The sequence below is a fragment of the Variovorax sp. RO1 genome (genome assembly GCF_002849325.1).
Classification (GTDB): Bacteria; Pseudomonadota; Gammaproteobacteria; order Burkholderiales; family Burkholderiaceae_C; genus Variovorax.
Map to the genome: position 1 here is coordinate 633,805 of NZ_PKMT01000003.1, position 23,651 is coordinate 657,455.

The following is a 23,651-nucleotide window of genomic DNA, read 5'->3' on the forward strand; positions in this document are numbered from 1 at the left end:
TTACTTGCCGCGCGGGGGCGGCGTGGTGGGCGCAGGTGCTGCCGTCGGCGCTGCGACGGCTTCGACCTTGGCGCGCGCGCTCACAGCTGCGCTGCCGTTGGCGGGCAATTGGCCCAGGCTCCAGCGCAACATGCGGTATTCGTTGTAGGGAACAGGCTCAGTCTTGCCACCGGGCAATTTGCGAACGAGCGGCTCGGGCTCGAAGACGGCTGTCTTGGTGGCGGCTTTCACGAGGCTGGCACCCGGCTTGGCGCTGCGTGGCAGGTACTCCAGCCCCTCGGGAATCGGCAGATCGGCCACCAGGCCTTTCACCGGTTTGCCGGTGTTGTTGGTGTAGGTGGCCTTGTATTCGATGACGTCGCCCGGTTTGATCGTCGCCGCGTCCTGGAGCTGCTCGTTGCCGTCCGGCCCCTTGACGACCTTCGATTGGGTCAACACCACAGTCACGGTCTTTGTGGTGGCCGGTGCGCGCGGAGCTTCCACCGATGCCGCAGGTTGTGCCAGGGCCACAGCCACGCCCCCTGCGGCAAGAAGGCCCAACCCTGCCCGGACCATCCGACGAACCCCGCCCCGGTCGCCTCGCGCCGTTGCCGGAAGCCCAATCCATGTGGATGCTGTCATTCAAAACCCCTTAATTAACAATATTCAACAATCACATCGCAATTGCCCGCAATAGAAATCCGCCCATCACACACAAACAGATGATTTCTTATTTTCTTGACACCCATTGACTCGACAAGCTCTTGCGTGCCGAATTCTTACGCCATTAGCCTTTCATTACAACCGTCAAAATGTGAGAAGCCCGGAAAACGAGAAATATTGATCACACACCGATCAATGGTCTCTCACTCTTTTTTAGTTAATTGGCGACAGCCCTTTCACTTGCATGCCAATCCGAACAATTCGCTTCAAACGCAAACTATTGAGTACGACAGGGGTTTGACAGCTGCATTTGTGGAGATTCGCTTTCATTTGGCAAGAAGTGTGATTTTTCGAATGATCTATTTCCAGCAAGAATCAATTTCAAACTCTCGTTGATTTTTATTCTTCAATTCTTAAATCCGATCAGATCGATTTATTTGAAGAGAGAAAATCAACCACTCCACCACACCCAATTCTTTGAAAGCGAGAACCCAGGCTATTTGCGGCTAATGCTTTTCCGGAGTAAAAAAACAGGCTCCCGACCACCGAGCAATCCATTTCCAGACGATCCGCCGACAACTCTGCGTTCATGCTCCCCAGCAGATGGCGGATTTCCGCGGCAGCGCGACGGCGAACCAGTAGGGCCATAATTGGCCAATCTGGCCAGAATCGCCTACACTCGCGCCCCATGGCCTCCTTCTCGCCCCGTCCACGTACTGCACGCGCAGCCCTGCCCATGGCAGCGGCCGGTCGTCGTGTGGGCGTCGTCACGGCGGCGACCACGTCGGTCCTCCGACGCACGTCCGCACATTCCTGAGCCCGGCGGTCCGCTACCTTCTTCTTGATGCGCACACCTTGACCGCCGGGCACCACACCGCGCGGTAGCGACCCCCTCAGTTGGAAGGCGGGTTGCGTTCATCTGGAGTGCTTCATGCTTGCAACTGTTCACGGGGAGCGCACGCTCACCGAACTCGATTACGTCCGTCTCAGCAAATTCGCGGACGCACCTCTCCCTGCGGCCCTGTCCGATCTGCTCGACACGGCCGACATCCTTCCCTCGCGGGAAATGCCCTCGGACATCGTGACGATGTACACCCAAGTGGAAATTGAAGACCTGCCCGGCGGACAGCGGCAGAAGATCAGGATCTGCTATCCCGCCGACGCGAACCCGACCACGGGCTACATCTCGGTGTTTTCGCCCGTCGGCATCGGCCTGCTCGGCCAGAAGACGGGTGCGGTGGCGCGCTGGAAAACGCCCGACGGCGGCGAACACAGCGCGCGCGTGATCGCCGTGCTGTTCCAGCCGGAAGCCAGCGGCGACTACACGACCTGAAAGTGCGCCGGTTCAGGCCGGAGGCCGGCGCCCCGCCGGCCGGTCAGTGCTGCAGAACGCCGGCGACGCCGGGACCCCTGCTCTTCGCACTGTCGATCGTTGCGCTGACCGAACTCGTGTTGACCGCCAGCGCCACCAGCACCGCACCCACGAACGACGGGTCGGCGCTGCCGCTGTAGCCCGAGGCCCCGGCAATGGCCAGGGCCTGCGCGACCTGCTGCGTGGTCAGCTCCACGGCGGCTTCTCCCACGACGTTTCTCTTCTTTGTGGCCATCTGAAAACTCCTGCAAATGAAGATGGGACTGTAAACACAGCCTCAGCAAACGTCACAAATGTTCCTGTCTGTATGACTTTCGACACTGGCCGCCCCATCGGGCGGCCCGTATCGTCGCGCGGGCGCGGCGCCTGCCAGTGGGTCGGGCGCCACATTGTTTTCATTTGATGACGGACAGGGACATGCCTTTTTCCAAACTCTCTCTCGCCAGCGCACTCGCGGGCCTGCTCGCGCTTTCCGGTTGCCAGACCATGGACATGCAGATGGGCGCTCCGTCGGCCAAGACCACAGCCACGGGCAGCGCCGCTGGCGGTGCCACCTCGGGCGAAAGCAGCCAGCTCGAACGCTGCGACTCGCCACTGGGCACTGTCTCGCTGATCGAGAACGTCAACGCCGGCTGGTACACGATCCTCACGGGTGAATATCGCCTGCCGCCCACGGCCAACCTGCTGCGCCTGCTGGTGCAACAGTCGAACTGCTTCGTGGTGGTCGAGCGCGGCGCGGCCGGCATGAACGCCATGACGCGCGAGCGCGCGCTGATGCAATCGGGCGAGATGCGTGGCGGCAGCAACTTCGGTCGCGGCCAGATGGTGGCGTCCGACTACGGCCTGTCTCCGGAGATCGTGTTCAGCAACAACGACGCCGGCGGCATCGGCGGTGCGCTCGGCGGCCTCGTGGGCGGCGGCCGTGGCCGCGCCATCGCGGCTGTGGGCGCCAGCCTGCAGACGAAGGAAGCCAGCGCCCTGCTGACGCTCATCGACAACCGCTCGGGCGTGCAGGTTGCGGCCTCGGAAGGCAGCGCCTCCAAGACCGACTTCGCGGGCTTCGGCGGACTCGGTGGCCGCAGCGGTGCCGGCGGCATCGGCGGCTACACCAACACCGCACAGGGCAAAGTGATCGCGGCAGCCTTCATGGACGCGTTCAACCAGATGGTCCGTTCGCTGCGCAACTACAAGGCGCAAACGGTGCGCGGCCAGGGCCTCGGCGGCGGCGGCCGGCTGGGCGTGGACGGCGGCGCGGCGCCGTCGCAAACCTCGGCGCCGGCTGCCCGCACCCGCCGCAAATAAGCAGGCACACGGGCCCCTTCAGGCAGTTCAGGCGGTCTCTTCGATCGCCTCCGTCAGGAACCGCACGAACGCCCTGCCCGCATCGGGCAGCGAGCGCCCCGCCAAGGTCTCGACCTCGAGGTGGCGCTCGTTCATCTCCCTGTCCTTCAGGGGAATCGCGACCAGTGCCCGAGTCTTGAGCAGCGTGCGGATCGACAGCTCTCCGTAGAACGCGATGCTGCCGCCGCCCGCGGCCGCGAAGCTCACCAGCGCATTCGCATGGTTGCTGGACATGGCCTGCACATACTGCAAGCCCTGCCGCCCACAGCTGATGTCCAGCAGCTGCCGGATCGAACTGCCCTCCGGCGGCAACCCCAGCGGATGGCCCACCACCTGGCGCAGCGACAACTGCCGCTGTGCCGCCAGCGGATGCCCCTCGGCCATCACCGCGAAGATCGGGCAGGGATGCCGCAGCTCGACCTTGATGCTGGGCTCCGGCAGCGCGCTCAGCGTCATGCCCACGTCCGCTTCGCCATCGCGTATGCGGCGTGGAATGTCAGACGGCGTGCAGACCTCCAGGTGAAAGCGGATGCCTTCGTACTTCTCGCGAAAGCGCGAGATCAGCGTCGGAAGGAAGTCGAAGGCGAAGCCCTCGGTGCTCACCACCCGCACATGCCCGCTGCGCAGGCCGCGCAGCCCGGCGATGTCGCTCGCGACACGCTCGATGTCCTGCTGCGTCCGCTTGGCGTGTGCGGCCAGCAGCTCGCCGGCCGCATTGGGCACCATGCCGCGCGCGTGGCGGTCGAACAGCAGCGTGTCGAGCTCGCGCTCCAGGCGCGCCACCTGCCGGCTCACCGCCGAGGGCGCGACGTTGAGCCTGAGCGCCGCCTCCTTCACCGAACCGCTCCTCACGACCTCGAGAAAGTACCGGACGGCCGGCTCCTGCAGTGCTTGAAGTCGCATGAATTCCTCCGGGCTGCACGACGACCAGCGCATCGTGTCGATTGCCGATTCGGCAACGAATGATTCTAAACATTGCGCTTGTGGCAGCCGAACTCCGCTCCTACGATGGAATTTCACAGGAGCCCTATCCATGAAACGCCTCTTTGCACTGGCCGGCATCGCGCTGGCTTCCTGCCTCGGTCTTGCCTCGCTGACCGCCTCTGCGGCGGAGCCGGTTTTCCCGTCGCGGCCGGTCACGCTCGTGATTCCGTTTCCGCCGGGCGGCGCGACGGACGTGAACGGCCGGATCATCGGCCAGCGGCTCTCGAAAGAACTGGGCCAGCCCGTCGTCATCGAGAACCGCGCCGGAGCGGGGACGATCATCGGCGCGAGCTACGTCTCCAAGGCGGTGCCCGACGGCTACACGCTGCTCGTGAGCTCGGGCACCACCTTCACAGTCAACCCCGCCATCCGCCCCAACCTGCCGTACGACCCAGTCAAGAGCTTCGAGCCGATCGGCATTGCCGGGCGGCTCGCGCTCATCCTCCTGGCCAACAGCGAGGTGCCGGTGAAGACCGTCAAGCAGTTCGTGGACTACGTGAAGGCCTCGCCCGGCAAATATTCCTACGCCTCCTACGGCACCGGCACGACCTCGCACTTCGCCGGCGAAAGCATCCTGCATGCGGCCGGCCTGAAGATGACGCATGTGCCCTACAAAGGCAGCGCACCGGCCATGACGGACCTCATGGGCGGACAGGTCGCGTTCAGCGTCGACACAGTGAGTGCCGCCATCCCGCAGCTCAAGAGCGGCAAGATCAAGGCCATCGCAGTGACAACGGCCAAGCGCTCCACGCTGCTGCCCGACGTGCCCAGCCTGGCCGAGAGCGGGTATCCCGACATCGACATGGACTCCTGGCTGATCCTCGCGGCGCCGAAAGGCCTGCCGCCGGAAGCGAAGGCGCGGCTCGAGAAAGCGCTCGCCGCGACCATGGCCGACCCGGACACGCGGGCCAGGCTGAGCGCGCAGGGGCTGGAGCCGGTCTACAGCAATGCCGCGGCGGCCAGCGAGCTCATCACCCGGGAACTGCCCGTGATGCGGGCCGTCGCCACCCGCGCGAACATCACCGCCGATTGATCCATCGACCCTTGCAATGTCCCTCCCCACCGAACTCGTCGAACACTCCGCCGTCGAACTGCGCCGCCTGATCGGCAGCAAGGCGATCTCGCCCGTCGAACTGCTCGAGGCGTGCATCGCGCGCATCGCGCAGACGAATCCTTTCGTCAATGCAGTGACCGCAACCTGCTTCGACCGCGCGCGCGCAGAAGCCGCCGCCGCCGAAAACGCCGTGATGCAAGGCGAGCCGCTGGGCCTGCTGCACGGCTTGCCCCTGGGCGTGAAGGACCTCGAGCCGACCGAGGGCCTGCTCACCACCTGGGGATCGCCGATTTACCGCGACCACGTACCGCAGGAAGATATCGAGCTGGTGGCACGCCTTCGCAAAGCCGGCGCCATCGTGGCCGGCAAGACCAACGTGCCCGAGATGGGCGCGGGCGCCAATTCGCGCAACGAGGTCTGGGGCGCCACCGGCAACCCCTTCAACCCGAACCTGAATGCGGGCGGCTCCTCCGGCGGGTCGGCCGCGGCCCTCGCCTGCGACATGCTGCCCGTGTGCACCGGCTCCGACACCGGCGGGTCGCTGCGCATTCCGGCCGCCAAGTGCGGCGTGGTGGGCTTCCGGCCTTCGCCGGGCATCGTGCCCAGCGTGCGAAAGCCGCTGGGCTGGACGCCGATCTCGGTGGTCGGTCCGATGGGCCGCACGGTGGAAGACGCCTGCCTGCAACTCGCGGCCTCGGCCGGAATGAACGCCGGCGATCCGCTGAGCTATCCGCTGGACCCCTTGTCCTTTCTCAAGCCGATGGACATCGACCTCAGCGGGCTTCGCGTGGCATGGACGGAAGACTTCGGCCTCTGCGCGGTGAACGACAGCATCCGCGCCACGATGCGCCGGAAGATCGGGTCGATGCGGCACCTGTTCCGGCGCTGCGACGAAGTGAGCTTCGACCTGGGCGATGCGCACCGCTGCTTCGACGTGCTGCGCGCGGAGGCCTTCGTGGCGAGCATGCACGCCGCCTACGAGCGCGATCCGGACAGCCTCGGCCCGAACCCGCGCGCGAACTACGAGATGGGCGCGCGCATGAGCCTGCTGGACAGCGCCTGGGCGCAGGCCGAGCAGACCCGCCTCATCAAGCGCTTCCAGTCCACCTTCGCCGACTACGACCTGGTGCTCTCGCCGACCACGCCGGTCTCGCCCTTTCCTTGGACCCAACCGTATGCCGACACCATCAACGGCGAGAAGCAGGCGAACTACTACCGCTGGCTGGCGCTGACCTATGTGGTCACGCTGACCACGCATCCGGCGATCACGCTGCCCTGCGGCGTGGACCATGCGGGCATGCCGTTCGGGCTGCAGGTGGTGGGCGGCTTCCGCGCCGACCACCAGGTGCTGGGCGCGGCGCACGCGATGGAGAAGGCATTCGCCGCCGACGTGCAACTGCGCCGCCCGCGCCCCGACCTGTCGCTGTTGCGCCCCGCCGAGCCGACCCTCACCTCGATCGTCCGGATGCCGCCGACGCTGTCCGGCGGCGCAAGCGATGCTGCCATCGTCGCGGCCGTCTGACCTATCGGCCGAAGGGCACAATTGACCTCCTCTGGAGGTGAACACAATGGATGGTCTGGAAGAGTCGGCGGAAGCAGCCAAGGGCAAGCTCGTTTATCCCTTTGCGGAGCTTCCGCCCCGCGGCAAGTCGATCGAGGTCGCCGCGGGCGTGCACTGGATTCGGATGCCGCTGCCCTATTCGCTGGACCACATCAACCTGTGGGCGCTGGACGACGGCGACGGCTGGGCCGTGGTCGACACCGGCGTGCGCACCGAGGAAACGGTGGCCGTCTGGCGCGAGCTGTTCGCCAACTCGCCCGACACGCGCGGCCTCACCCGCGTCTTCGTGACGCACATGCACCCCGACCACGTCGGCATGGCCGGCTGGCTCACGCGCAAGTTCGGCGTGCGGCTGTGGATGACCCGCTCCGAGTACCTCATGTGCCGCGTGATGGTGTCCGACACCGGCCGCGAAGCACCCGACGACGCCATCGCCTTCTACCGGCGCGCCGGCTGGGGCGAAGCGGCCATCGAGACCTACCGCACGCGCTTCGGCAACTTCGGCAAGCACATCCATCCGCTGCCCGACAGCTTCCGGCGCCTGCGCGACGGCGAGGTGCTGCGCATCGGCGCGCACGACTGGCGCGTCGTCACCGGCAATGGCCATTCGCCTGAGCATGCGTGCCTGCACTGCCCCGACCTGAAGGTGCTGATCTCGGGCGACCAGATCCTGCCGCGCATTTCGTCCAACGTGTCGGTCTCGCCCGTCGAGCCCGACGCCGATCCGATGGCCGACTGGCTCTCGTCGCTCGCCAAGCTCAAGCGCGAAGTGCCCGACGATGTGCTCGTGCTGCCGTCGCACAACGAGTGCTTCCGCGGCCTGCATGCGCGCATCGACCGGCTGCAGCACGGGCAGGAGCGCTCGCTCGATCGCTTGCGCAACGCATTGAAGACGCCGAAGCGCGCCGTCGATGTGTTCACGAGCCTGTTCGCCCGCAGCATCGCCGAGTCCGACGTGCAGTTGCTGGGCATGGCGACGGGAGAAAGCCTCGCCTGCCTCAACTACCTGCGGCACCGCGGCGAGATCGCATGCGACATCGCCGACGACGGGGTGGCCTGGTACCGACTGACGTCCACCGCCTGAGCGTCGGTCAGACCTCGAGCACGACCTTGCCGATGTGCCCGGCGCGCTCGAGGTAGCGGTGGGCCTGCACCACGTCGTCGAGTGCGAAGGTCCGGTCGATGCGCATGTGCAGCGTGCCGTCGGCGAGGCCTGCGTCGATAAAGGCCAGCGCACGGGCCAATGCACCCTCGTCGCGCGGCAACCCCATGGTGGCTGCGCCCGTGTGCTCCAGCACCTTGTAGACGTGAAAGCGCCAGCTCTTGCGGAACTGCGCCACCACCGGGTACCTGAACTCGGCACCGCCCGACAGGCCATACAGCACATACCAGCCGCGATGCGCGACCACATCACCGAGCCGCTCGACCTGCGCGCCGCCCACGCCGTCGTACACCAGGTCGACACAGCGGCCCTCGGTGAGGGTCAGCACGCGCGCGACCGCGTCTTCGTCGTCCGTCACGACCACATGCGTCGCACCCGCTTCACGCAGCGCGTCGCGCTTGGCGGCCGTGCGCGTGACGGCGATGGCGACGATGCCTGCCGCGCGCGCCATCTGCAGCGCCGCGATGCCGGTGCCCGATGACGCCCCGGTGACCAACATCACCTGGCCGCGCTGCAGCCGCGCCATCTCGAACATCGGGAAGTAGCCCGTGAGGTAGGCCATGTAGGCGCCCGCGGCCTGTGCGGCCGACAGGTTGGCGGGATACCGCACCACGTGCGCGGCCGGAAAGAGGATGCGATCGCCATAGGTCGGATACAGCCCCTGGCTCGCCCCCGGCAGCACCGCGACCTTGTCGCCCACGCTCAGCCCTTCGACGCCCTCGCCCACCGCCTCGATGACGCCCGCGGCTTCGTTGCCCAGCCCCGCCGGCAGCGTCGCGTCTTCGATGTACAGGTTCTCGCGCCACAGCGCGTCGGCCCGGTTCAGGCCGATGGCCTGCACCGCGATGCGCACTTCGCCAACGCCCGGCGCTGGCACCGCGACCTCTTCGACCTTCAGCACCTCGGCACCGCCGAACGCATGGAAGCGAACCATCCTGCTCATGAAAACTCTCCTTCGTTGAATAACCGATGGCTTCAATCTAGAGGCCGCAGCGTCATCAAGGAAATCGATTCGCGGGATAGTCGCTATGCGCACCATCGATCACGCTAGGACCCCGATGAACCCCATCGAACTCAACCGCATCGACCTGAACCTGCTCACCGTGCTGGCCGCGCTCATGCGCGAGCGCCATGTCAGTCGCGCTGCCGAACGGCTGAACCTCGGCCAACCCGCAGTGAGCCACGCACTGGCGCGGCTGCGCGAACTCACGGGCGATCCGCTGCTGGTGCGCCAGGGCCGCGTGATGGAGCCGACCGCGCGCGCGCTCGCCCTGATGCAAGGCCTGGTCCCCGCGCTCGCGCAGATCGAGGCCACGTTCCGCGCACAGGCCGACTTCGAACCAGCCCGCGCCGCACCGGTGTTCCGCATCGGCCTGACCGACGACCTGCAGATCGCGATGCTGCCCCGCCTGCTGCGCGCCCTGAGCGCCGAAGTGCCCGGCGCCAAGCTGGTGACGCTCACCGTCTGCTACCGCAACGCCATGCGCTATCTCGACCAGGGCCGTGTCAGCGCGGTGATGTCGTTCCTGAAAGACCTGCCCGCCGATGCGAAGGTGCGCAAGGTCCGCACCGCGCGCTTTGCCGTGCTGCGCGCCGACACCGCGCCCGGCAAGCTGTCGCTCGACGACTTCTGCCGGCGACGCCACGTGCTCGTGACCTATGCCGGCGACCTGTGCGGCACCGTCGACGAAACGCTGGGTGAACTCGGGCGCCAGCGCGACGTCGTCTTCTCGGTGCCGCAGTTCGGCAGCCTGCCTGCCGTGCTCGCCGGCACCGACCTGCTGGCCACGGTGCCCGAGCATGTGGCGCTGGCGCTGTCGGCGCAAAGCGGCCTGCGCTGCGAGCCCCTGCCCTTCGACAGCCCCAGCTATCAGCTGCGGATGGCCTGGCGCGCAGTGACCGACAAGGACCCGGCGCAGGCGTGGTTGCGCAAGGCCATGCTACGGGCCGTCAACGATTAGGATGCCAATCCACTTCCCTGGAGGACCCCGCATGCCGAGCACCGAGACCCACTTCGAACTGACCGCCAACGACGGCTATCCGGTAGAGGCCCACCGCTGGCAAGGCGCCGCGCCGCGGGGCATCGTGCAACTGGCGCACGGCATGGGCGAGCATTCGCTGCGCTACCGGCCGCTGGCCGACGCGCTCACGCAGGCCGGCTACGTCGTCTATGCGAACGAGCACCGCGGCCATGGCGAAGGCGCTTCGGCGCGCGGCGAACTCGGCGAGTTCGGCCCGCGCGGGTTTGCCGGCCTCGTGGACGACATGGCGCTGCTGAGCCGCCACGCGCGCGCCGAGCACCCCGGGCTGCCGCTGATCCTCGTGGGCCACAGCATGGGCTCGTTCGCCACGCAGTACTACCTGGTGCGGCACAGCGAGCTGCTGTCGGGCGCGGTGCTGTCGGGCACCACGGCGCTCGACCTGCTGGGCGGTGCGTTGCAAAGCGGCTTTCGGCTCGAAGACATGAACGCCGCGCTGCCCGACGTGCGCACGCCCTTCGACTGGCTCAGCCGCGACCCTGCGCAGGTCGATGCCTACATCGCCGATCCGCTGTGCGGCTTCACCGTGTCGGCGGAAGGCATGGGGACCATGTTCGCGAATCTCGACGAACTCACACCCGCCGCGATGCAGACGCGCATCCGTCCCGCGCTGCCGCTGTACCTTTTCACGGGCGACCAGGACCCGGTCAGCAACAAGGCCGAATGGTTCTATCCGCTGGTGCAGCGCTACCGCGACGCGGGCCTGCGCGACGTGTCGTGCCATGTGTTCGGCGGTGCGCGCCACGAGACGCTCAACGAGACCAACCGCGACGAAGTCGTGGCCGTGCTGCTGGCCTGGCTGGCGCGCATCGTGCGATGAAACTCCTCGCCTTCGACGAGAGCCTGGACCAGCGCCACATCCTGCCCTACGACCCAGCGTATGCCGAGGTGTTCGCACAGATGCAGCGCTACGTGCACGCACAGCTCAAGGGCGTGGAACTCGTGCACATCGGGAGCACGGCCATCGTCGGTTTGCGGGGAAAGCCGATGGTGGACATCGCGGCGATCACTTCCCGGGAAAACCTGCGCGTGGCACAGACAGAATTCGAATCGATCGGATTTCACCGCCGACCCGTGTGGGTCGACACGGACGAGAAGCCTTATGTCTGCGCATCCGTTCTGCACGACGGCCGCAGGTTCAACGTCAACCTGCACATCTGCCATCGCGGCGATCCGGTGCACGTGGACTCGCTGGCGTTCATGAAAGTCCTCGACCGGCGCCCGGACCTGCGCCAGAAGTACGAAGAAGCCAAGGACCGCGCCCACGGCATCGACCCGGCCAACCCGCAGATCTACAACCAGGAAAAAGAGGCTGTGATCCGCGAGATACAGGCCCAGATCGGGCCGACGTAGCCTAGAGGCTCGCCAGTATCCCGGTCGACGTGGCCTCTGCGGCCAGCTTCCCATCGGGGTTGTAGAGCGCCGCTTCGAGGAACGCCACACGCTTCCCGCGCCGGATCACGCGCCCTTCGACCCGGCCTTCGCCAGGGCCGACCTTCTCGTAGAAGCTCACCTTGATCTCCAGGCTGAAGACCGTCTGCGATTGATCGGTGTCGTGCATGACCGCGTGGGCCATCGCGGCGTCGAGCCAGGCGGTGATGAAACCGCCCTGAGCGATCGTGCCGTTCGTGTGGCAGTACTCGCGGCGCACCGTGAAGGCGGCCTTCAGCGTCTTGTGCTCGGCGTCCCAGCCGGTCACGTGGAAGTTGCCCATCGATTCGGACAGGGCCTGGCCAGAGCGGATGCGGGCTTCCAGTTCGTCGTTCATTGGTTTCATTCGCAGCAGGTGAAGCAACGGACATTCTCATCCGAAAGCGGGCCCCCGCCCTTCACCCGCTCAGAGGTACCGCACCTCCGCCGGCGCCTCGAACCAGTTGTTGTTCCGCCCGTCCATGTGGCGCACCGGCGCGGTCGACAGCTCGTCGAGCGTCACGTCGTCCAGGCAGGAAACGTTCACGCTGACGTACGCACCGCCGATCTCCGGCACGTTGCCGCGCCCGAAGGACTTGATGCCGCAGTGCCGGCAGAACAGATGCTCGGCGCTGAACGACCCGAACTGGTAACTCGACAGGTCGTCCTCGCCCGACAGCAGCGTGAAGTCGGCCGGCTTGACGATGGCGCCCCAGCCGCGCGACTTCATGCAGATCGAGCAGTTGCACTTGCCGGTGCCCTCGGCGAGGTCGACGAGCGCCTGGAAGCGCACCTTGCCGCAATGGCAGCTGCCGTGATAAGTCTTCTTCATGGTCGGTGTCCGTGGAAACGAGTGGAGGAAACCCAAGGCTACGACCCATTGCGGACAGTTTCTGTCCTCGATCAAAGGCATGATGCGGCCCATGCTGTCCGCTTCCGCCCGCCTGCTTCGCCTGCTCGCGCTGTTCCAGGCCCAGCGCGCCTGGACCGGTGCCGCCCTGGCCGAGCGCCTGGAAATTACCGAGCGCACGCTGCGCCGCGACGTCCACCGGCTGCGCAGCCTCGGCTACACGGTCGATTCGACCTCGGGCGTGGCCGGCGGCTACCGGCTGGGTGCGGGCAACGCCCTGCCCCCGCTGCTGCTCGAAGACGAAGAGGCCATTGCGGTGGCGCTGGCGCTCGGCCGCGCCGGCACGGGCGAAGGCGACATCGGCAACGCCTCGATGCGCGCCCTCGCCAAGCTCGACCAGCTGATGCCGCCGCGCCTGCAGCGCCGCCTGGGCAGCGTGCGCGCCTCGGTGGTGCCGGTGATGCGCGGCAAGTCGGGCGTGCGCGTGAAGGCGGTGTCGATGTTCGCCGAGGCCTGCACCGAGCGGCGCGCACTGCGCTTCGGCTACCAGGACCACCACCAGGCGACCACGCTGCGCACCGTGGAGCCGCACCGCGTGGTACAGACCGGCCAGCGTTGGTACCTGCTGGCCTGGGACACGGCACGCGAAGACTGGCGCACCTTCCGCCTCGACCGCATCGTCGATGCCGAACCGACGGGCGCACGCTTTGCCGCGCGCCGTCTTCCGCTGGGCGACGTCGAGGCCTACATGGCACACGCGCTCAAGGTCTCGCCCTTCCTGCACCACGCGCGCGTGATCGTGCACGCCCCGCTCGCGGCACTGGAACCGCATCTGGGCTGGGTGGGCGGTGTGCCCGAGGTCGTCGATGCCGGCCGCACGCGCGTCGTCACCGGCGCAAGCTCGCTCGACGCGCTGGCCGTGTGGCTCGGCTGCCTGGGCCATGACATCGAGATCGAGTCGCCTGCCGAACTGGTGCAGCACGTGGCGCGCGTCGCGACACGGCTGGACACCATCGCGCGCCGGCAGGGTACCGCCCTCCCTCGTCTATAGGATGTGCGCCCCGAAACCCGGTCGATAGGCTTGCCGCACCTGCAACCTCCGAACGGAAACGGATCTGCCCATGCGCCTCGGTCACGTCTGCGGACGCCCGCCATGCCTCTGACCGCCACCCAGGTCGCCGTGGTCGAGGACGACAGCGGCATGCGCGAGCGCATCACCCGCGTGATCGGCGCCGACCCGGCGCTGGCGCTGGCCTTCAGCGCCTCGAACGCAGTCGACATCCTGAACTGGCTCACGGACAACCCGGTCGATGTGCTGCTGGTCGACCTCGGCCTGCCCGACCACCCCGGCCTGCAGGTGATCCGCCAGTGCCGCCGCATGCAGCCGGCCTGCGCGGTGATGGTGCTGACGATCTTCGGCGACGAGACCCACATGGTGCAGGCCTTCGAGGCCGGCGCGCGCGGCTACCTGCTCAAGGACGGCACCGAGGCCGACCTGGCGGCGCACCTGCGCCACCTGGGCGCCGGCGGCTCCCCGCTACCGCCGGGCATCGCGCGGCAGCTGCTGCGCCGCTGGCAGGCCTCCGACGGCGCGCCCGGGCACCTCTCGTCGCGCGAGGCCGAAGTGCTCGACCGGGTCTCTCGTGGTTTCACCTATGCCGAAATCGGCGCGCAGATGGGAGTCTCCGCATCGACGGTTCAAACCCATATTCGAAATATCTACGGCAAGCTGGATGCGCCCCCACCCTCGGAAGCCGTGTTGGCGACCCGTCCTGCAGGCCGGCTTTCCTAGCCGCGTGAACCGCCCCGCTTTTTCCTTTCCCTCCCTGCGGGCCGTGCTGCTACTGCTGCTGTGGCTGGCCCTTGCAGCGCCCTTCGCCCATGCCGCCAACCCGCCGGGCACCACCGACGTGCGCTGGGCCGAAGCCAGCCTCGAACCCGACGGCCTGCCGCTGCAGGTGCGGCGGGTGGAACTGCCCTTTCGCTGGGACCACGAGTTTCCGGGGCGCGGCGGCAAGGCCAGCTACCGCATCGCGCTGCCCGCCGACGAAGTCCGCGACGGCGACGCCCAGGCGCTCGTGATGTCGGGCCTGGGCAACCAGGTCGCCGTGTGGTTCAACGGCGCGCTGGTCGCCCACTACGGCGTACTCGGCGATCCCACCTATGACGCCGCCAAGGCCAGCCACCTGGTGCCGCTGGCCGCCGCGCTGCGGCGCGGCAGCGGCCAGACCCAGGAGCTGCACATCCAGGCCACGATGCAGCGCCAGCGCGGCGGCGGCCTGGCCAGCGTGCTCTACGGCCCCGAGGCATCCCTGGCCCCGCTGCACCGCTCGCACCAGAACTGGCGCAACACCTCGGCCATCGTCTACGCCGTGAGCCTGCTGCTGATGGGCGGCCTGGCCGCCGGGCTGTGGCTGCGCCAGCGCGACGCGCTCTACGGCTGCTTCGCGCTGGCCGCGCTCTCCGGCGTGGCGCGCAACCTCGACCGCGTGCTGACCGAAGGGCCCGTGCCCTGGCCGCTGTGGGGCGCGGTGGTGGCGGTCTGCTATGCCTGCCACATCGGGCTCATTGCGCGCTTCGTGCTGCTGGTGCTCGACCGCAACCCGCCGTGGCTGGTGCGATCGATCTACGGCGCCTTGGCGCTGTCGGTGGCGCTGGCCTGCGCCTCCTTCGCCTTCGCGCGACCGGTGCTGTGGACCGCCGGCCTGGCGATCCTGCAGGTCACGAGCACCATCTGCCTGCCCTACGTGGTGCACGGTGCGCTGGTGGCGCGGCGGCGCATCGCGGGCGTGCTGATGGCGGCGGGCACGCTGGCCATCCTGGCGGGCGCGCACGACCTGCTGCTGGTGCGCATGGGCCTCTTTGGCGGCGCGTACTACACGCTCACCTCGCACGCGATCTTCTTCTTCGTGATGATCCTGGCCGGCCTCGTGGTGGAACGCTACAGCCGCACCGTGGCCGACTACCGCTCGCTCAACGCCAACCTCGCCGCGCGCGTGGCCGAGCGCGAAGAGCAGCTGCGCGGCGCCTTCGAAACCGTGCGCAAGCAACAGGAAGAACAGGCTGTGCTGCTGGAGCGCCAGCGCATCATGCGGGAGATCCACGACGGCGTCGGCTCGCAGCTCGTGGGCCTGCTCAACGTGGTGAACCAGCCCGCGCCCGACCGCAATGTGGTGGAAGAACACGTGAAACTGGCGCTCGACGAGATGCGCATGGCCGTCGATTCGCTGCAGCCCATGCACGACGACCTGACCACCGTGCTGGCCACGCTGCGCTACCGCCTGCAGCCCCGGCTGGATGCCGCTGGCATCGAACTGGTGTGGGACGTCGCGCTCATCCCCACGCTCGCGCCCTTTGCCGCGCAGGCTGCGCTGCAGCTGCAACGCATCCTGCTCGAGGCTTTCACCAACGTGCTGAAGCATGCGGCCGCCACGCGCATCGTGATGCATGTGGGCTGGCACGGCGAGCAGACGCCGCCGCTGGTGCGCATCGTGCTCACCGACAACGGCCGCGGGCTGCAGGCGAACGAACGCCCCGGTGGCCACGGCCTCGCGAACATGCGTTCGCGGGCGCAGGCCATCGGGGCGCGATTGCAGATCGAGCGGGCCGACGCGCAGGCCGGCGGCACGCGCGTCTCGCTCGACTGGCCCTGCGCGCTGCCCTGAGCGCGCCAGATCGGTCGGTCAGCCCAGGCGCACCGGCACGAAGATCTTGTCCTCGCCGCGCTGGATCAACAGCGCCACCGACTTGTCCGCCTTGGCCACCGCCTGACGCACCTGCTCCAGGCTCTTGGCCGGCGTGCCGTTGATCGCCAGCAGCACGTCGCCGGCCTGCACCCCAGCCATCGCCGACGGGCCGGCCACGTCCTCGATCAGCAGGCCACCGTCGAGCGAGGCCGCGCGCTGTTCCTGCGGCTGCAGCGGGCGCAGCGCAAGGCCGAGCTTGCCCTGCCCCGCCGTGTTGTCGGCCTTGGCGACCTGCGCCGGCTTGTCGCTCGCATCGCCGAGCTTGGCCTGCAGCTCCTGGCGCTCGCCCTGGCGCCACACCTCGAGCGTGACCTTCTTGCCCGGCGCCTGCTGGCCGATCACGGCCGGCAGGTCGCCCGAGGACACGATGGCCTGGCCGTCGACCTTGCGGATCACATCGCCCGCCTTCAGGCCGGCATGGTCGCCGGGGCCGCCCTTCTCGATGTTCGAGACCAGCGCACCCTCGGGCTTGTCGAGCTTGAACGAATCGGCGAAGGCCTGGTTCACCTCCTGCACCGCCACGCCCAGTCGCGCATGCGTGGCCTTGCCGGTGGCGACGATCTGGTCCTTCACCTGCACGGCCACGTCGATCGGAATGGCGAACGACACGCCCTGGTAGCCGCCGCTGCGGCTGTAGATCTGCGAGTTGATGCCGACCACCTCGCCGCGCGCATTGAGCAGCGGCCCGCCCGAGTTGCCGGGGTTCACGGCCACGTCGGTCTGGATGAAGGGCACGTAGCTGTCGTCGGGCAGCGAACGGCCCTTGGCGCTCACCACGCCGGCCGTCACCGTGTTCTCGAAGCCGAAGGGCGAACCGATGGCCAGCACCCATTCGCCGACCTTCAGGTCCTTGGTGTTGCCCAGCGCGAGCACAGGCAGGTTCTTCGCGTCGATCTTGAGCACCGCGATGTCAGTCTTGGCGTCGGCGCCGAGCACCTTGGCGCGGTATTCGCGGCGGTCGGTCAGCTTGACGGTGACCTCCTTCGCGTCCTTCACCACGTGGGCGTTGGTCATGATGATCCCGCTCGGGTCCACGATGAAGCCCGAGCCCTGCGAGCGCACCGGCACGGCGCGCTGCTGCTGTTGCTGCTGGCCGCGCGGTCCCATCTGCCCCTGGAAGTGGCGGAAGAACTGGAACATCGGATCGTCGGGGTCGATGCCCTGCAACTGCGCCATGGTGTCGTCGTCCGGGGCTTTCTCGGTGCCGGTCACGCTGATGTTGACCACGGCCGGGCCGTCGCGCGAGGTGATGGTCGAGAAGTCGGGCAAGGTGACCATCGCGGCCGGCGCGGCCACTGCGGCAGCGGTGGCCGGCGCACCCACGGCGCGGGCGCTGGTGTAGGCACCGGCGCCGACGGCACCAATCACGCCGGCAGCGGCCAGTGCGATCACGAGGGCACGGGGGGAAGTCAAGGCGGTTTTCATTCTTCGATTCCTTTCAATCCTGCGCCGGAGCGCAAACACGATGAAAGGAATGTCGCGGCCTTGACTTAGGCGTCGCTTAAGCGGAACTCACGCTTGCGGCGGAGCGAACACCACGCGCACGCACAGCCCGCCGAGGTTCTCAGACTTTTCCAACGCCACCGTGGCGCCATGCAGATCGGCAATCGACTTGACGATGGCCAGCCCCAGCCCGCTGCCCGGCGCCTGCGGCTCGCCCGAGCGGTAGAACCGATCGAGCACGCGCGCACGCTCGGCCTCGGGCAAGCCGGGGCCGCTGTCGTCCACGCGCAGCTCCACCGCGTCCGCGCGCTTCACGATGCCGACATCGACCCGCCCCTCTTCGGGCGTGTACTTCACGGCGTTGTCGATCAGGTTGCGCAGCAGCATGCGCAGCGCCTCAGGCTGGCCGCTCACGGTCGCGCCCGCGTCGGCCTGCGCAACGCCGATGTCGATGCGGCGCGCCTGCGCGGCCGCCACCGCATCGGAAATTGCGAGGCGTGCCACCTCGGCCAGATCGACCGTCTCGGGCTTCGCGCCCGCAGCCATGCTGGCCTCGTGCCGGGCCAGCGCCAGCATCTGCTCGACGAGGCGCGTGGCGCGGTCGATGCCGGCCGACAGGCGGCTCACCGCGAGCGTGCGCGCCGCGTCGTCGGGCGCGCGCTGCAGGCCCTGCACCTGCAGCTTGAGCGCGGCCAGCGGCGAGCGCAGTTCATGCGCGGCATCGGCCACGAAGTGCTTCTGCGCGTCGAAGGCATGGCGCACGCGGCCGAACAGCAGGTTGAGTTCCTGCACCAGCGGGCGCACTTCTTCGGGCAGGTTCTCCTCGCTCACGGGCGAGAGGTCGTCGGCCTGTCGCGACGCCACCTGCCGGCGCACACGCGCCACCGGCGCCAGCGACAGGCTCACCACCCACCACACGACCAGCATCAACAGCGGCGCCATCAGCGCCACGGGCACGATGGTGCGCAGCGCGAGCGAGCCGGCCATGTTCCGCCGCGCCGCCATGTCCTGCGCCACCTGGATCACCAGCCCGCGCGTCTGCATCGAGAACACGCGGTAGGTCGTGCCGCGTGCGCGCACGTCGGCAAAACCCAGCACCGCGAGCTGCGGCAGCGCCGCTTCTTCTGCTGATTCGAAGATGCGCACGCCGTCGACCGTCCACACCTGCACCACGAACTCGAAGTTCTGCTCCGCGCCGCCGAGCCCACCTACGGCCGCACTCGGCGGCAGCCCCGCGCGCAGCGACAGCGCCATCTGCTGCATGTGATAGTCGAAGATGTCGTCGGCCTCTTTCAGCACCGTTCGATAGGCCACCAGCGCCTGCGCGCCGGCCGCGAGCACGATGGCCGCGAGCAGGAACACCAGCAGCCGCGCACGCAGCGATCCAGTCAGACTGCTCAGAACTTTGTTCATGCGCGCTCCGTTCGTGGGACGCCACGGAACCGGCTTTGCCGGGCCGTAGGCGTCGCCCCCGGTAGGGGGTTGGAGAAGCGACACGAAGTGCGCGAAGCCTGGGGGGGAGTCATAGTTTTGGCACCATGTAGCCGACGCCTCGCACGTTGCGGATCAGCTCCGCACCGAGTTTCTTGCGCAGGCCGTGCACATACACCTCGACCGCGTTGCTGCTGATCTCGTCCTTCCAGCCGTAGAGCTTTTCTTCGAGCTGCGCGCGCGAGAGCACCATGCCCGGACGGGCCAGCAGCGGTTCGAGCACCGCCCATTCACGCGCCGACAGCACCACCGGTTCGCCGTTCACCGCGACCTCGCGCGTGGCCGGGTTGATACTCACGCCCATGTGCTCGTACACCGGCTCGGCGCGACCGGATGCGCGCCGCAGCAAGGCGCGGATGCGCGCCAGCAGTTCGTCGAGGTCGTAGGGCTTGAGCACGTAGTCGTCGGCGCCGGCATCGAGGCCTTCGATGCGCTGCTGCACCGAGTCGCGCGCGGTGGCGATCAGCACCGGCATGCGCTGCTTGCGCGCACGCAGGGCGCGCAGCACTTCCAGGCCGTCGCGGCGGGGCACGCCCAGGTCGAGCAGCACGAGGTCGTACTGCTGGGTGCGCAATGCCGATTCCGCAGCGTCGCCGTCTTTCACCCAATCGACGGCGTACTGCTCGGCCCGCAACAGGTCGAGCACGGCCTCGCCGATCATCACGTCGTCTTCGAGAAGCAGGAGTCGCATGGTGGATGTCCGTTGTCGGGGGTTCGAGGCCGCACTGGCGCTGAAAGTTCAGCGCGCCTCAGTTCACAGGAGGGAGCGCACTTCGCGTGCCGCCTCGAACAGCAGCGGCAGCATCTCGCGCTGCAAGGTCTCTTCCTGGTAGCGCGTGCCCGACAGCACCACATTGAGCGCGGCCACCGTGTGCCCCTGCATATCGCGCAGCGGCACCGCCAGCGCCTGCACGCCGAGCTCGTGTTCTTCGCTGGCGAAGCAGTAGTCGTCCTTGCGCACCTGCACGATTCGCTGGCGCAAGGCGCGCGCCTGGGTGAGGGTCTGCGGCGTGAGCCGCGCCAGGTGCCGCCCCTTGAGCCACTGGGTGAGCTGCGTGGCAGGCATCGCGGCCAGCAGCACGCGCCCCGTCGAGGTGGCGTGGGCCGGCAGGCGCGCACCGAGGTGCAGGCCGTAGGCCAACACGCGCGTCGGCGTGCCGTAGCTGCCGCTGCGCGCAACGATGACCACCTCTTCGCCGTCGAGCACCACCGCCGAGAACGACTCGCCGGTCTGCGCCGCGAGCCGGTTCAGCGTGGGCTGCAGCGCGCGCGGCAGGCGCGACGAGGCCAGGTAGCTGCCCGAGAAGCGCAACACCTTCGGCGCCATCCAAAAGTAGCTGCCGTCGGTTTCCAGGTAGCCCAGGTGGGCCAGCGTGAGCAGATGGCGTCGGGCGGCGGCGCGCGTGAGGCCGGCACGCTCGGCTGCCAGCGTGGCGTTGAGGCGCTGACGCTCGGTGTCGAAGCTTTCGAGCACCGCCATCCCCTTGGCGATGCCCTCGATGAAGTCGGCGCGGGCGATGGTCATTCGTCGTCGGGAGTTCGTCGTCGTGGGTCGGTCGATCGGTCGGCCGAAGAAGTGTTGCGCGATGATCGCGCACGCGTTCGCATGATCGCACAGAGCCTCGCCGACCGCCGCCCCAACCGGCCGGCCGCGCCCTACGCTTCGCAAAACCCATTCGGAGACACGAACATGCGCACCCAGGTCGCCATCATCGGCGCAGGCCCCGCCGGCCTTCTGCTCGGCCAGCTGCTGCACAAGGCAGGGATCGACAACATCATCGTGGAGCGCCAGAGCGGCGACTACGTGCTGGGCCGCATCCGCGCCGGCGTGCTCGAACAGGTCACGATGGACCTGCTGGTACGCGCAGGCGTCGACACCCGCGCCAAGGCCGAAGGCCTGCCGCACGACGGCATCGAGCTGCTGTTCAAGGGCGCGCGCCACCGCATCGACATGCACGGCCTCACGGGCGGCAAGCAGGTCACGGTGTACGGCCAGACCGAAGTGACGCGCGACCTGATGGAAGCGCGCACGGCCGAAGGCCTCACCACCATCTACAGCGCGGCGAACGTGAGCCTGCGCGACTTCGACACCGGCCGTCCGCGCGTGCGCTACGAAAAAGACGGCCAGACGCACGAGATCGAGTGCGACTTCATCGCCGGCTGCGACGGCTACCACGGCGTGAGCCGCGCCAGCGTGCCGGCCGACGCGATCCAGACCTACGAGAAGGTCTACCCCTTCGGCTGGCTCGGCGTGCTGGCCGACGTGCCGCCGGTGTCGCACGAACTCATCTACGCGAACACCGAGCGCGGCTTCGCGCTGTGCAGCATGCGCAGCGCCACGCGCTCGCGCTACTACGTGCAGGTGCCGACCGAAGAGAAGGTAGAGAACTGGAGCGACGAGGCCTTCTGGAACGAGCTGCGCGCGCGCCTCGACCCCGAAGCGCGCGAACGCCTGGTGACGGGCCCGTCGCTCGAAAAGAGCATTGCGCCGCTGCGCAGCTTCGTGGCCGAGCCGATGCGCTTCGGCTCGCTGTTCCTGGCCGGCGACGCCGCGCACATCGTGCCGCCGACCGGCGCCAAGGGGCTCAACCTCGCGACCGCCGACGTGGGGTACCTCTCGCGCGCCCTGGAGATTTTCTACAACGAGAAGTCGGCCTCGGCGCTGGACCGTTATTCCGACCTGTGCCTGCGCCGGGTCTGGAAGGCCGAGCGCTTCTCGTGGTGGTTCACCTCGCTGATGCACCGTTTTCCCGAGACGGGCGCCTTCGGCCAGAAGATCCAGGAAGCCGAGCTCGACTACCTCGTGCATTCGCGCGCGGCGTCCACCGCGCTGGCGGAAAACTACGTGGGGCTGCCGCTCGAGGACTTCTGAGCGCGCTCCAGCGTCTGCTTCATCGCAGCGCCGCCATGCGCCATCATGGGTTCGATGTACGCCGCGAGCCCGTCGGGCAGCACATCGGTGATCCAGACGAAGCGCGAACGGCCTTCGCCATCTGCGAACACCTGGGCCGATGCGTGGTGGTGCGTGGCCTTGCCGTCGGTCACGGTGTAGGCCAAGCGGTGGTGCTCGTCGTCGAGGGCCACGAGCAACTCACGCGCCACGAGGCCGTTGGCAAAGTGGACGATGCGGGCGCCCTGCCCGTCGAGTTCGCAGCCGGTGAGAAAGCCCGGCGCGAGGCGCGTGTGGACGGCGCCGAAGTCGCGCAGCGCGTCCCACACCTGCGCCACATCAACCTCGACGATGAATTCCTTGTAGACGGTGGCCATGGGGTCGGTGCCTTTCGGGTCAGGGACAGACGGCCTCGACGTTGTTGCCGTCGGGGTCGATGAGGAAGGCCGCGTAGTAGGTCGGGCTGTAGTCGGCGCGCGGCCCTGCGCCGCCGTTGTCGGTGCCGCCGGCTTTCAAGCCGGCCTTGTGGAAGGCGGCAACGGCCGCGTGGTCGGGCGCGCGGAACGCGATGTGCGTGCCCGGGCCCTTGGCATCCTTCGCGGCGTAGAGCCACAGCGCCGGTTCGCCGGCGGGGCCGAGGCCGGCGTAGCTTTCATCGTCGTGGGAGCCCAGCACGTGGCCGAGCGGCGCGAGCGCGGCTTCGTAGAAGCGCCGGCTCGCGGCGAGATCTTTGACTTTCAGTCCGATGTGGTCGTACATGGCGATGACTTTCTGCTTGAAGGGTGGATCAAGCGGTCATCGTGAAGCAGCGCGGCCAGGCGGTCTTGGAAAATCTTGCGGTCGCCCTTGGCAGCGAGCCGGAAGCCGCGTGGCGACACGCCGGCCGCGCGGTGGAAGGTGCGCACGAAGTTGCTCAGGTCGGCAAATCCGGCTTCGAAGGCCACCTCGGTCACGGGAAGGTCGCTGTCCGCCAGCAGGCGCGCCGCGCGGCGCAGCCGGGAGCGCACGAGGTACTGGTGCGGCGTGACGCCGAGCACCTGGGAGAACAGGCGCAGGAAATGGAAGGCGCTCAGGCCCGCCTGGGCGGCCGCGTCTTCCAGGCCGATCTCGCCGGCGGCGTGGGCCTCGATCCAGGTCGCGGCCTCGACCGCACGGCGACGGTCGCGCGGCGTGGCCGACGGCGGCGTCACGGGTTTGCCGCGCCCCTTCACCACGTCGAGGAAGCGGCTGGCGAAGCCCATGCCCAGCTCGTCCAGGCCCACGTCGCTGCCGCCTTCGACCGCGACCTGCGCGAGTTCGCCCAGCACCATGAGTTCGGGCAGCGGCGGCAACGCCGAGGCCCGCCAGCTGCGCCGGTCGCCGCCGATCAGGTCGACGAAGCCCGGCGAGAAGTGGAACGACAGGCACTCGTCGCCGCAGGCGAAGTGCTCGTGGGTGCAGACGTAGTCGTCGCCCGGTGCGCCGACCAAGACCGAGCCGGCCACCAGTTCGTAGTCGCGGCCGAGCGCGCGGCAGCCGAAGCTGCCCTTGCGCACGTACGAGACCGAGTGCGTCTCGTGCATCTCGGTGAACGGCGCCGCGCCGACGCCCGCATCGCAGCGGTAGGTCGAGACGCGGATCGCGTCGGTCTGCAGTTCGGTGGTGACGCGCATGATGACTTTCGTCG

At 68.1% G+C, this 23,651-nt stretch carries 25 protein-coding genes; 12 read left to right on the forward strand and 13 right to left on the reverse strand.

Annotated elements, in window-relative coordinates:
• On the reverse strand, positions 1–441 hold the full coding sequence (locus CY658_RS19930; RefSeq protein ID WP_257884932.1) for a hypothetical protein: 441 nt from the start codon (positions 439–441) through the stop codon (positions 1–3).
• Between the two features lie 1,132 nt (positions 442–1,573).
• On the opposite strand from CY658_RS19930, the gene CY658_RS19935 reads away from it, so the two are divergent.
• Positions 1,574–1,975: a GreA/GreB family elongation factor gene (locus CY658_RS19935; RefSeq protein WP_101491828.1), complete on the forward strand. Its 402-nt coding sequence runs from the start codon at positions 1,574–1,576 to the stop codon at positions 1,973–1,975.
• A 43-nt stretch (positions 1,976–2,018) separates the two neighbouring features.
• Here CY658_RS19935 and CY658_RS19940 read toward each other — a convergent pair whose 3' ends face one another.
• On the reverse strand, positions 2,019–2,249 hold the full coding sequence (locus CY658_RS19940) for a hypothetical protein (protein WP_070060895.1): 231 nt from the start codon (positions 2,247–2,249) through the stop codon (positions 2,019–2,021).
• A gap of 182 nt (positions 2,250–2,431) precedes the next feature.
• Here CY658_RS19940 and CY658_RS19945 point away from each other — a divergent pair, with 182 nt between their 5' ends.
• Complete coding sequence (locus CY658_RS19945; RefSeq protein ID WP_101491829.1) at positions 2,432–3,316, forward strand: CsgG/HfaB family protein; 885 nt, start codon at positions 2,432–2,434, stop codon at positions 3,314–3,316.
• A gap of 27 nt (positions 3,317–3,343) precedes the next feature.
• Here CY658_RS19945 and CY658_RS19950 read toward each other — a convergent pair whose 3' ends face one another.
• Positions 3,344–4,258 (reverse strand): LysR family transcriptional regulator, encoded by a 915-nt coding sequence (locus tag CY658_RS19950; RefSeq protein WP_101491830.1) that lies wholly within the window; start codon positions 4,256–4,258, stop codon positions 3,344–3,346.
• A gap of 130 nt (positions 4,259–4,388) precedes the next feature.
• Here CY658_RS19950 and CY658_RS19955 point away from each other — a divergent pair, with 130 nt between their 5' ends.
• The 3 genes from CY658_RS19955 to CY658_RS19965 are packed head-to-tail and all read left to right on the forward strand — an operon-like array spanning position 4,389 to position 8,038.
• Positions 4,389–5,372 (forward strand): Bug family tripartite tricarboxylate transporter substrate binding protein, encoded by a 984-nt coding sequence (locus CY658_RS19955; protein WP_101491831.1) that lies wholly within the window; start codon positions 4,389–4,391, stop codon positions 5,370–5,372.
• Positions 5,373–5,388: 16 nt separating this feature from the next.
• Positions 5,389–6,915, forward strand: a complete 1,527-nt coding sequence (locus CY658_RS19960) for an amidase (protein WP_101491832.1) — start codon at positions 5,389–5,391, stop codon at positions 6,913–6,915.
• A gap of 46 nt (positions 6,916–6,961) precedes the next feature.
• The gene (locus CY658_RS19965; protein WP_101491833.1) at positions 6,962–8,038 is read left to right on the forward strand and encodes an MBL fold metallo-hydrolase; all 1,077 of its coding nucleotides are present in this window, start codon (positions 6,962–6,964) and stop codon (positions 8,036–8,038) included.
• A 7-nt stretch (positions 8,039–8,045) separates the two neighbouring features.
• On the opposite strand, the gene CY658_RS19970 is transcribed toward CY658_RS19965, so the two are convergent.
• Positions 8,046–9,059 (reverse strand): zinc-dependent alcohol dehydrogenase family protein, encoded by a 1,014-nt coding sequence (locus CY658_RS19970; protein ID WP_101491834.1) that lies wholly within the window; start codon positions 9,057–9,059, stop codon positions 8,046–8,048.
• A gap of 115 nt (positions 9,060–9,174) precedes the next feature.
• On the opposite strand from CY658_RS19970, the gene CY658_RS19975 reads away from it, so the two are divergent.
• Genes CY658_RS19975 through CY658_RS19985 form a run of 3 tightly spaced genes read left to right on the forward strand, consistent with a single transcriptional unit; the run spans position 9,175 to position 11,508 of the window.
• Positions 9,175–10,077 carry a LysR family transcriptional regulator gene (locus CY658_RS19975; RefSeq protein ID WP_101491835.1) on the forward strand — a complete coding sequence of 301 codons (903 nt, stop codon included), beginning with the start codon at positions 9,175–9,177 and terminating at the stop codon, positions 10,075–10,077.
• A gap of 31 nt (positions 10,078–10,108) precedes the next feature.
• Positions 10,109–10,975, forward strand: a complete 867-nt coding sequence (locus CY658_RS19980; protein ID WP_101491836.1) for an alpha/beta fold hydrolase — start codon at positions 10,109–10,111, stop codon at positions 10,973–10,975.
• A complete protein-coding gene (locus CY658_RS19985) occupies positions 10,972–11,508 on the forward strand; it encodes a GrpB family protein (protein WP_101491837.1) in 537 nt (178 codons plus the stop codon). The genes CY658_RS19980 and CY658_RS19985 overlap by 4 nt, the downstream gene beginning before the upstream one ends.
• Before the next feature lies 1 nt (position 11,509).
• Here the strand turns inward: CY658_RS19985 and CY658_RS19990 are convergent, their stop codons facing one another.
• Together CY658_RS19990 and CY658_RS19995 are read right to left on the reverse strand one after the other, a co-directional pair.
• Positions 11,510–11,923: a PaaI family thioesterase gene (locus tag CY658_RS19990; RefSeq protein WP_056580239.1), complete on the reverse strand. Its 414-nt coding sequence runs from the start codon at positions 11,921–11,923 to the stop codon at positions 11,510–11,512.
• 69 nt (positions 11,924–11,992) lie between these two features.
• Positions 11,993–12,397, reverse strand: coding sequence for a GFA family protein (locus tag CY658_RS19995; protein ID WP_101491838.1), 405 nt, complete (start codon positions 12,395–12,397; stop codon positions 11,993–11,995).
• Between the two features lie 91 nt (positions 12,398–12,488).
• Here CY658_RS19995 and CY658_RS20000 point away from each other — a divergent pair, with 91 nt between their 5' ends.
• The 3 genes from CY658_RS20000 (at position 12,489) to CY658_RS20010 (ending at position 16,080) form a co-directional block, all read left to right on the forward strand.
• Positions 12,489–13,466: a helix-turn-helix transcriptional regulator gene (locus CY658_RS20000; RefSeq protein WP_180838994.1), complete on the forward strand. Its 978-nt coding sequence runs from the start codon at positions 12,489–12,491 to the stop codon at positions 13,464–13,466.
• 102 nt (positions 13,467–13,568) lie between these two features.
• The gene (locus tag CY658_RS20005; RefSeq protein ID WP_101491839.1) at positions 13,569–14,207 is read left to right on the forward strand and encodes a response regulator; all 639 of its coding nucleotides are present in this window, start codon (positions 13,569–13,571) and stop codon (positions 14,205–14,207) included.
• 43 nt (positions 14,208–14,250) lie between these two features.
• Complete coding sequence (locus CY658_RS20010) at positions 14,251–16,080, forward strand: sensor histidine kinase (protein WP_257884933.1); 1,830 nt, start codon at positions 14,251–14,253, stop codon at positions 16,078–16,080.
• A gap of 18 nt (positions 16,081–16,098) precedes the next feature.
• Here CY658_RS20010 and CY658_RS20015 read toward each other — a convergent pair whose 3' ends face one another.
• The 4 genes from CY658_RS20015 to CY658_RS20030 all read right to left on the reverse strand — a co-directional run bounded on the left by CY658_RS20015 (position 16,099) and on the right by CY658_RS20030 (position 20,620).
• Positions 16,099–17,586, reverse strand: coding sequence for a Do family serine endopeptidase (locus CY658_RS20015; RefSeq protein ID WP_101491840.1), 1,488 nt, complete (start codon positions 17,584–17,586; stop codon positions 16,099–16,101).
• 87 nt (positions 17,587–17,673) lie between these two features.
• Positions 17,674–19,017: an ATP-binding protein gene (locus tag CY658_RS20020; RefSeq protein ID WP_101491841.1), complete on the reverse strand. Its 1,344-nt coding sequence runs from the start codon at positions 19,015–19,017 to the stop codon at positions 17,674–17,676.
• 109 nt (positions 19,018–19,126) lie between these two features.
• Positions 19,127–19,786 (reverse strand): response regulator, encoded by a 660-nt coding sequence (locus CY658_RS20025; protein ID WP_056580229.1) that lies wholly within the window; start codon positions 19,784–19,786, stop codon positions 19,127–19,129.
• 63 nt (positions 19,787–19,849) lie between these two features.
• Positions 19,850–20,620, reverse strand: coding sequence for an IclR family transcriptional regulator domain-containing protein (locus CY658_RS20030; protein WP_099789830.1), 771 nt, complete (start codon positions 20,618–20,620; stop codon positions 19,850–19,852).
• Positions 20,621–20,785: 165 nt separating this feature from the next.
• Between CY658_RS20030 and pobA the strand changes: the two genes are divergently transcribed.
• Positions 20,786–21,967 carry a 4-hydroxybenzoate 3-monooxygenase gene (gene pobA, locus CY658_RS20035; RefSeq protein WP_101491933.1) on the forward strand — a complete coding sequence of 394 codons (1,182 nt, stop codon included), beginning with the start codon at positions 20,786–20,788 and terminating at the stop codon, positions 21,965–21,967.
• Here the strand turns inward: pobA and CY658_RS20040 are convergent.
• The 3 genes from CY658_RS20040 to CY658_RS20050 are packed head-to-tail and all read right to left on the reverse strand — an operon-like array spanning position 21,937 to position 23,637.
• The gene (locus tag CY658_RS20040) at positions 21,937–22,362 is read right to left on the reverse strand and encodes an SRPBCC family protein (protein WP_101491842.1); all 426 of its coding nucleotides are present in this window, start codon (positions 22,360–22,362) and stop codon (positions 21,937–21,939) included. The two genes, pobA and CY658_RS20040, sit on opposite strands and share 31 nt — an antisense overlap.
• Before the next feature lie 19 nt (positions 22,363–22,381).
• Entirely contained in the window at positions 22,382–22,744 is a 363-nt protein-coding gene (locus CY658_RS20045) for a VOC family protein (RefSeq protein ID WP_099789834.1), read from the reverse strand.
• Entirely contained in the window at positions 22,723–23,637 is a 915-nt protein-coding gene (locus CY658_RS20050; RefSeq protein ID WP_101491843.1) for a helix-turn-helix domain-containing protein, read from the reverse strand. Before CY658_RS20050 ends, CY658_RS20045 begins: the two co-directional genes overlap by 22 nt.
• Positions 23,638–23,651 lie beyond the last annotated feature (14 nt).

Excerpts from the sequence above, each read along its gene's own strand:
- CY658_RS20000 (WP_180838994.1), top strand. The coding sequence starts at position 12,489 with ATGCTGTCCGCTTCCGCCCGCCTGCTTCGCCTGCTCGCGCTGTTCCAG.
- CY658_RS19985 (WP_101491837.1), top strand. The coding sequence starts at position 10,972 with ATGAAACTCCTCGCCTTCGACGAGAGCCTGGACCAGCGCCACATCCTG.
- CY658_RS19945 (WP_101491829.1), top strand. The coding sequence starts at position 2,432 with ATGCCTTTTTCCAAACTCTCTCTCGCCAGCGCACTCGCGGGCCTGCTC.
- CY658_RS19975 (WP_101491835.1), top strand. The coding sequence starts at position 9,175 with ATGAACCCCATCGAACTCAACCGCATCGACCTGAACCTGCTCACCGTG.
- CY658_RS19940 (WP_070060895.1), bottom strand. The coding sequence starts at position 2,249 with ATGGCCACAAAGAAGAGAAACGTCGTGGGAGAAGCCGCCGTGGAGCTG.
- CY658_RS19965 (WP_101491833.1), top strand. The coding sequence starts at position 6,962 with ATGGATGGTCTGGAAGAGTCGGCGGAAGCAGCCAAGGGCAAGCTCGTT.
- CY658_RS20025 (WP_056580229.1), bottom strand. The coding sequence starts at position 19,786 with ATGCGACTCCTGCTTCTCGAAGACGACGTGATGATCGGCGAGGCCGTG.
- CY658_RS19950 (WP_101491830.1), bottom strand. The coding sequence starts at position 4,258 with ATGCGACTTCAAGCACTGCAGGAGCCGGCCGTCCGGTACTTTCTCGAG.
- CY658_RS20040 (WP_101491842.1), bottom strand. The coding sequence starts at position 22,362 with ATGGCCACCGTCTACAAGGAATTCATCGTCGAGGTTGATGTGGCGCAG.
- CY658_RS20005 (WP_101491839.1), top strand. The coding sequence starts at position 13,569 with ATGCCTCTGACCGCCACCCAGGTCGCCGTGGTCGAGGACGACAGCGGC.
- CY658_RS19995 (WP_101491838.1), bottom strand. The coding sequence starts at position 12,397 with ATGAAGAAGACTTATCACGGCAGCTGCCATTGCGGCAAGGTGCGCTTC.
- CY658_RS20045 (WP_099789834.1), bottom strand. The coding sequence starts at position 22,744 with ATGTACGACCACATCGGACTGAAAGTCAAAGATCTCGCCGCGAGCCGG.
- pobA (WP_101491933.1), top strand. The coding sequence starts at position 20,786 with ATGCGCACCCAGGTCGCCATCATCGGCGCAGGCCCCGCCGGCCTTCTG.
- CY658_RS19990 (WP_056580239.1), bottom strand. The coding sequence starts at position 11,923 with ATGAACGACGAACTGGAAGCCCGCATCCGCTCTGGCCAGGCCCTGTCC.
- CY658_RS20015 (WP_101491840.1), bottom strand. The coding sequence starts at position 17,586 with ATGAAAACCGCCTTGACTTCCCCCCGTGCCCTCGTGATCGCACTGGCC.
- CY658_RS20030 (WP_099789830.1), bottom strand. The coding sequence starts at position 20,620 with ATGACCATCGCCCGCGCCGACTTCATCGAGGGCATCGCCAAGGGGATG.
- CY658_RS19970 (WP_101491834.1), bottom strand. The coding sequence starts at position 9,059 with ATGAGCAGGATGGTTCGCTTCCATGCGTTCGGCGGTGCCGAGGTGCTG.
- CY658_RS19935 (WP_101491828.1), top strand. The coding sequence starts at position 1,574 with ATGCTTGCAACTGTTCACGGGGAGCGCACGCTCACCGAACTCGATTAC.
- CY658_RS20050 (WP_101491843.1), bottom strand. The coding sequence starts at position 23,637 with ATGCGCGTCACCACCGAACTGCAGACCGACGCGATCCGCGTCTCGACC.
- CY658_RS19960 (WP_101491832.1), top strand. The coding sequence starts at position 5,389 with ATGTCCCTCCCCACCGAACTCGTCGAACACTCCGCCGTCGAACTGCGC.
- CY658_RS20020 (WP_101491841.1), bottom strand. The coding sequence starts at position 19,017 with ATGAACAAAGTTCTGAGCAGTCTGACTGGATCGCTGCGTGCGCGGCTG.
- CY658_RS19955 (WP_101491831.1), top strand. The coding sequence starts at position 4,389 with ATGAAACGCCTCTTTGCACTGGCCGGCATCGCGCTGGCTTCCTGCCTC.
- CY658_RS19980 (WP_101491836.1), top strand. The coding sequence starts at position 10,109 with ATGCCGAGCACCGAGACCCACTTCGAACTGACCGCCAACGACGGCTAT.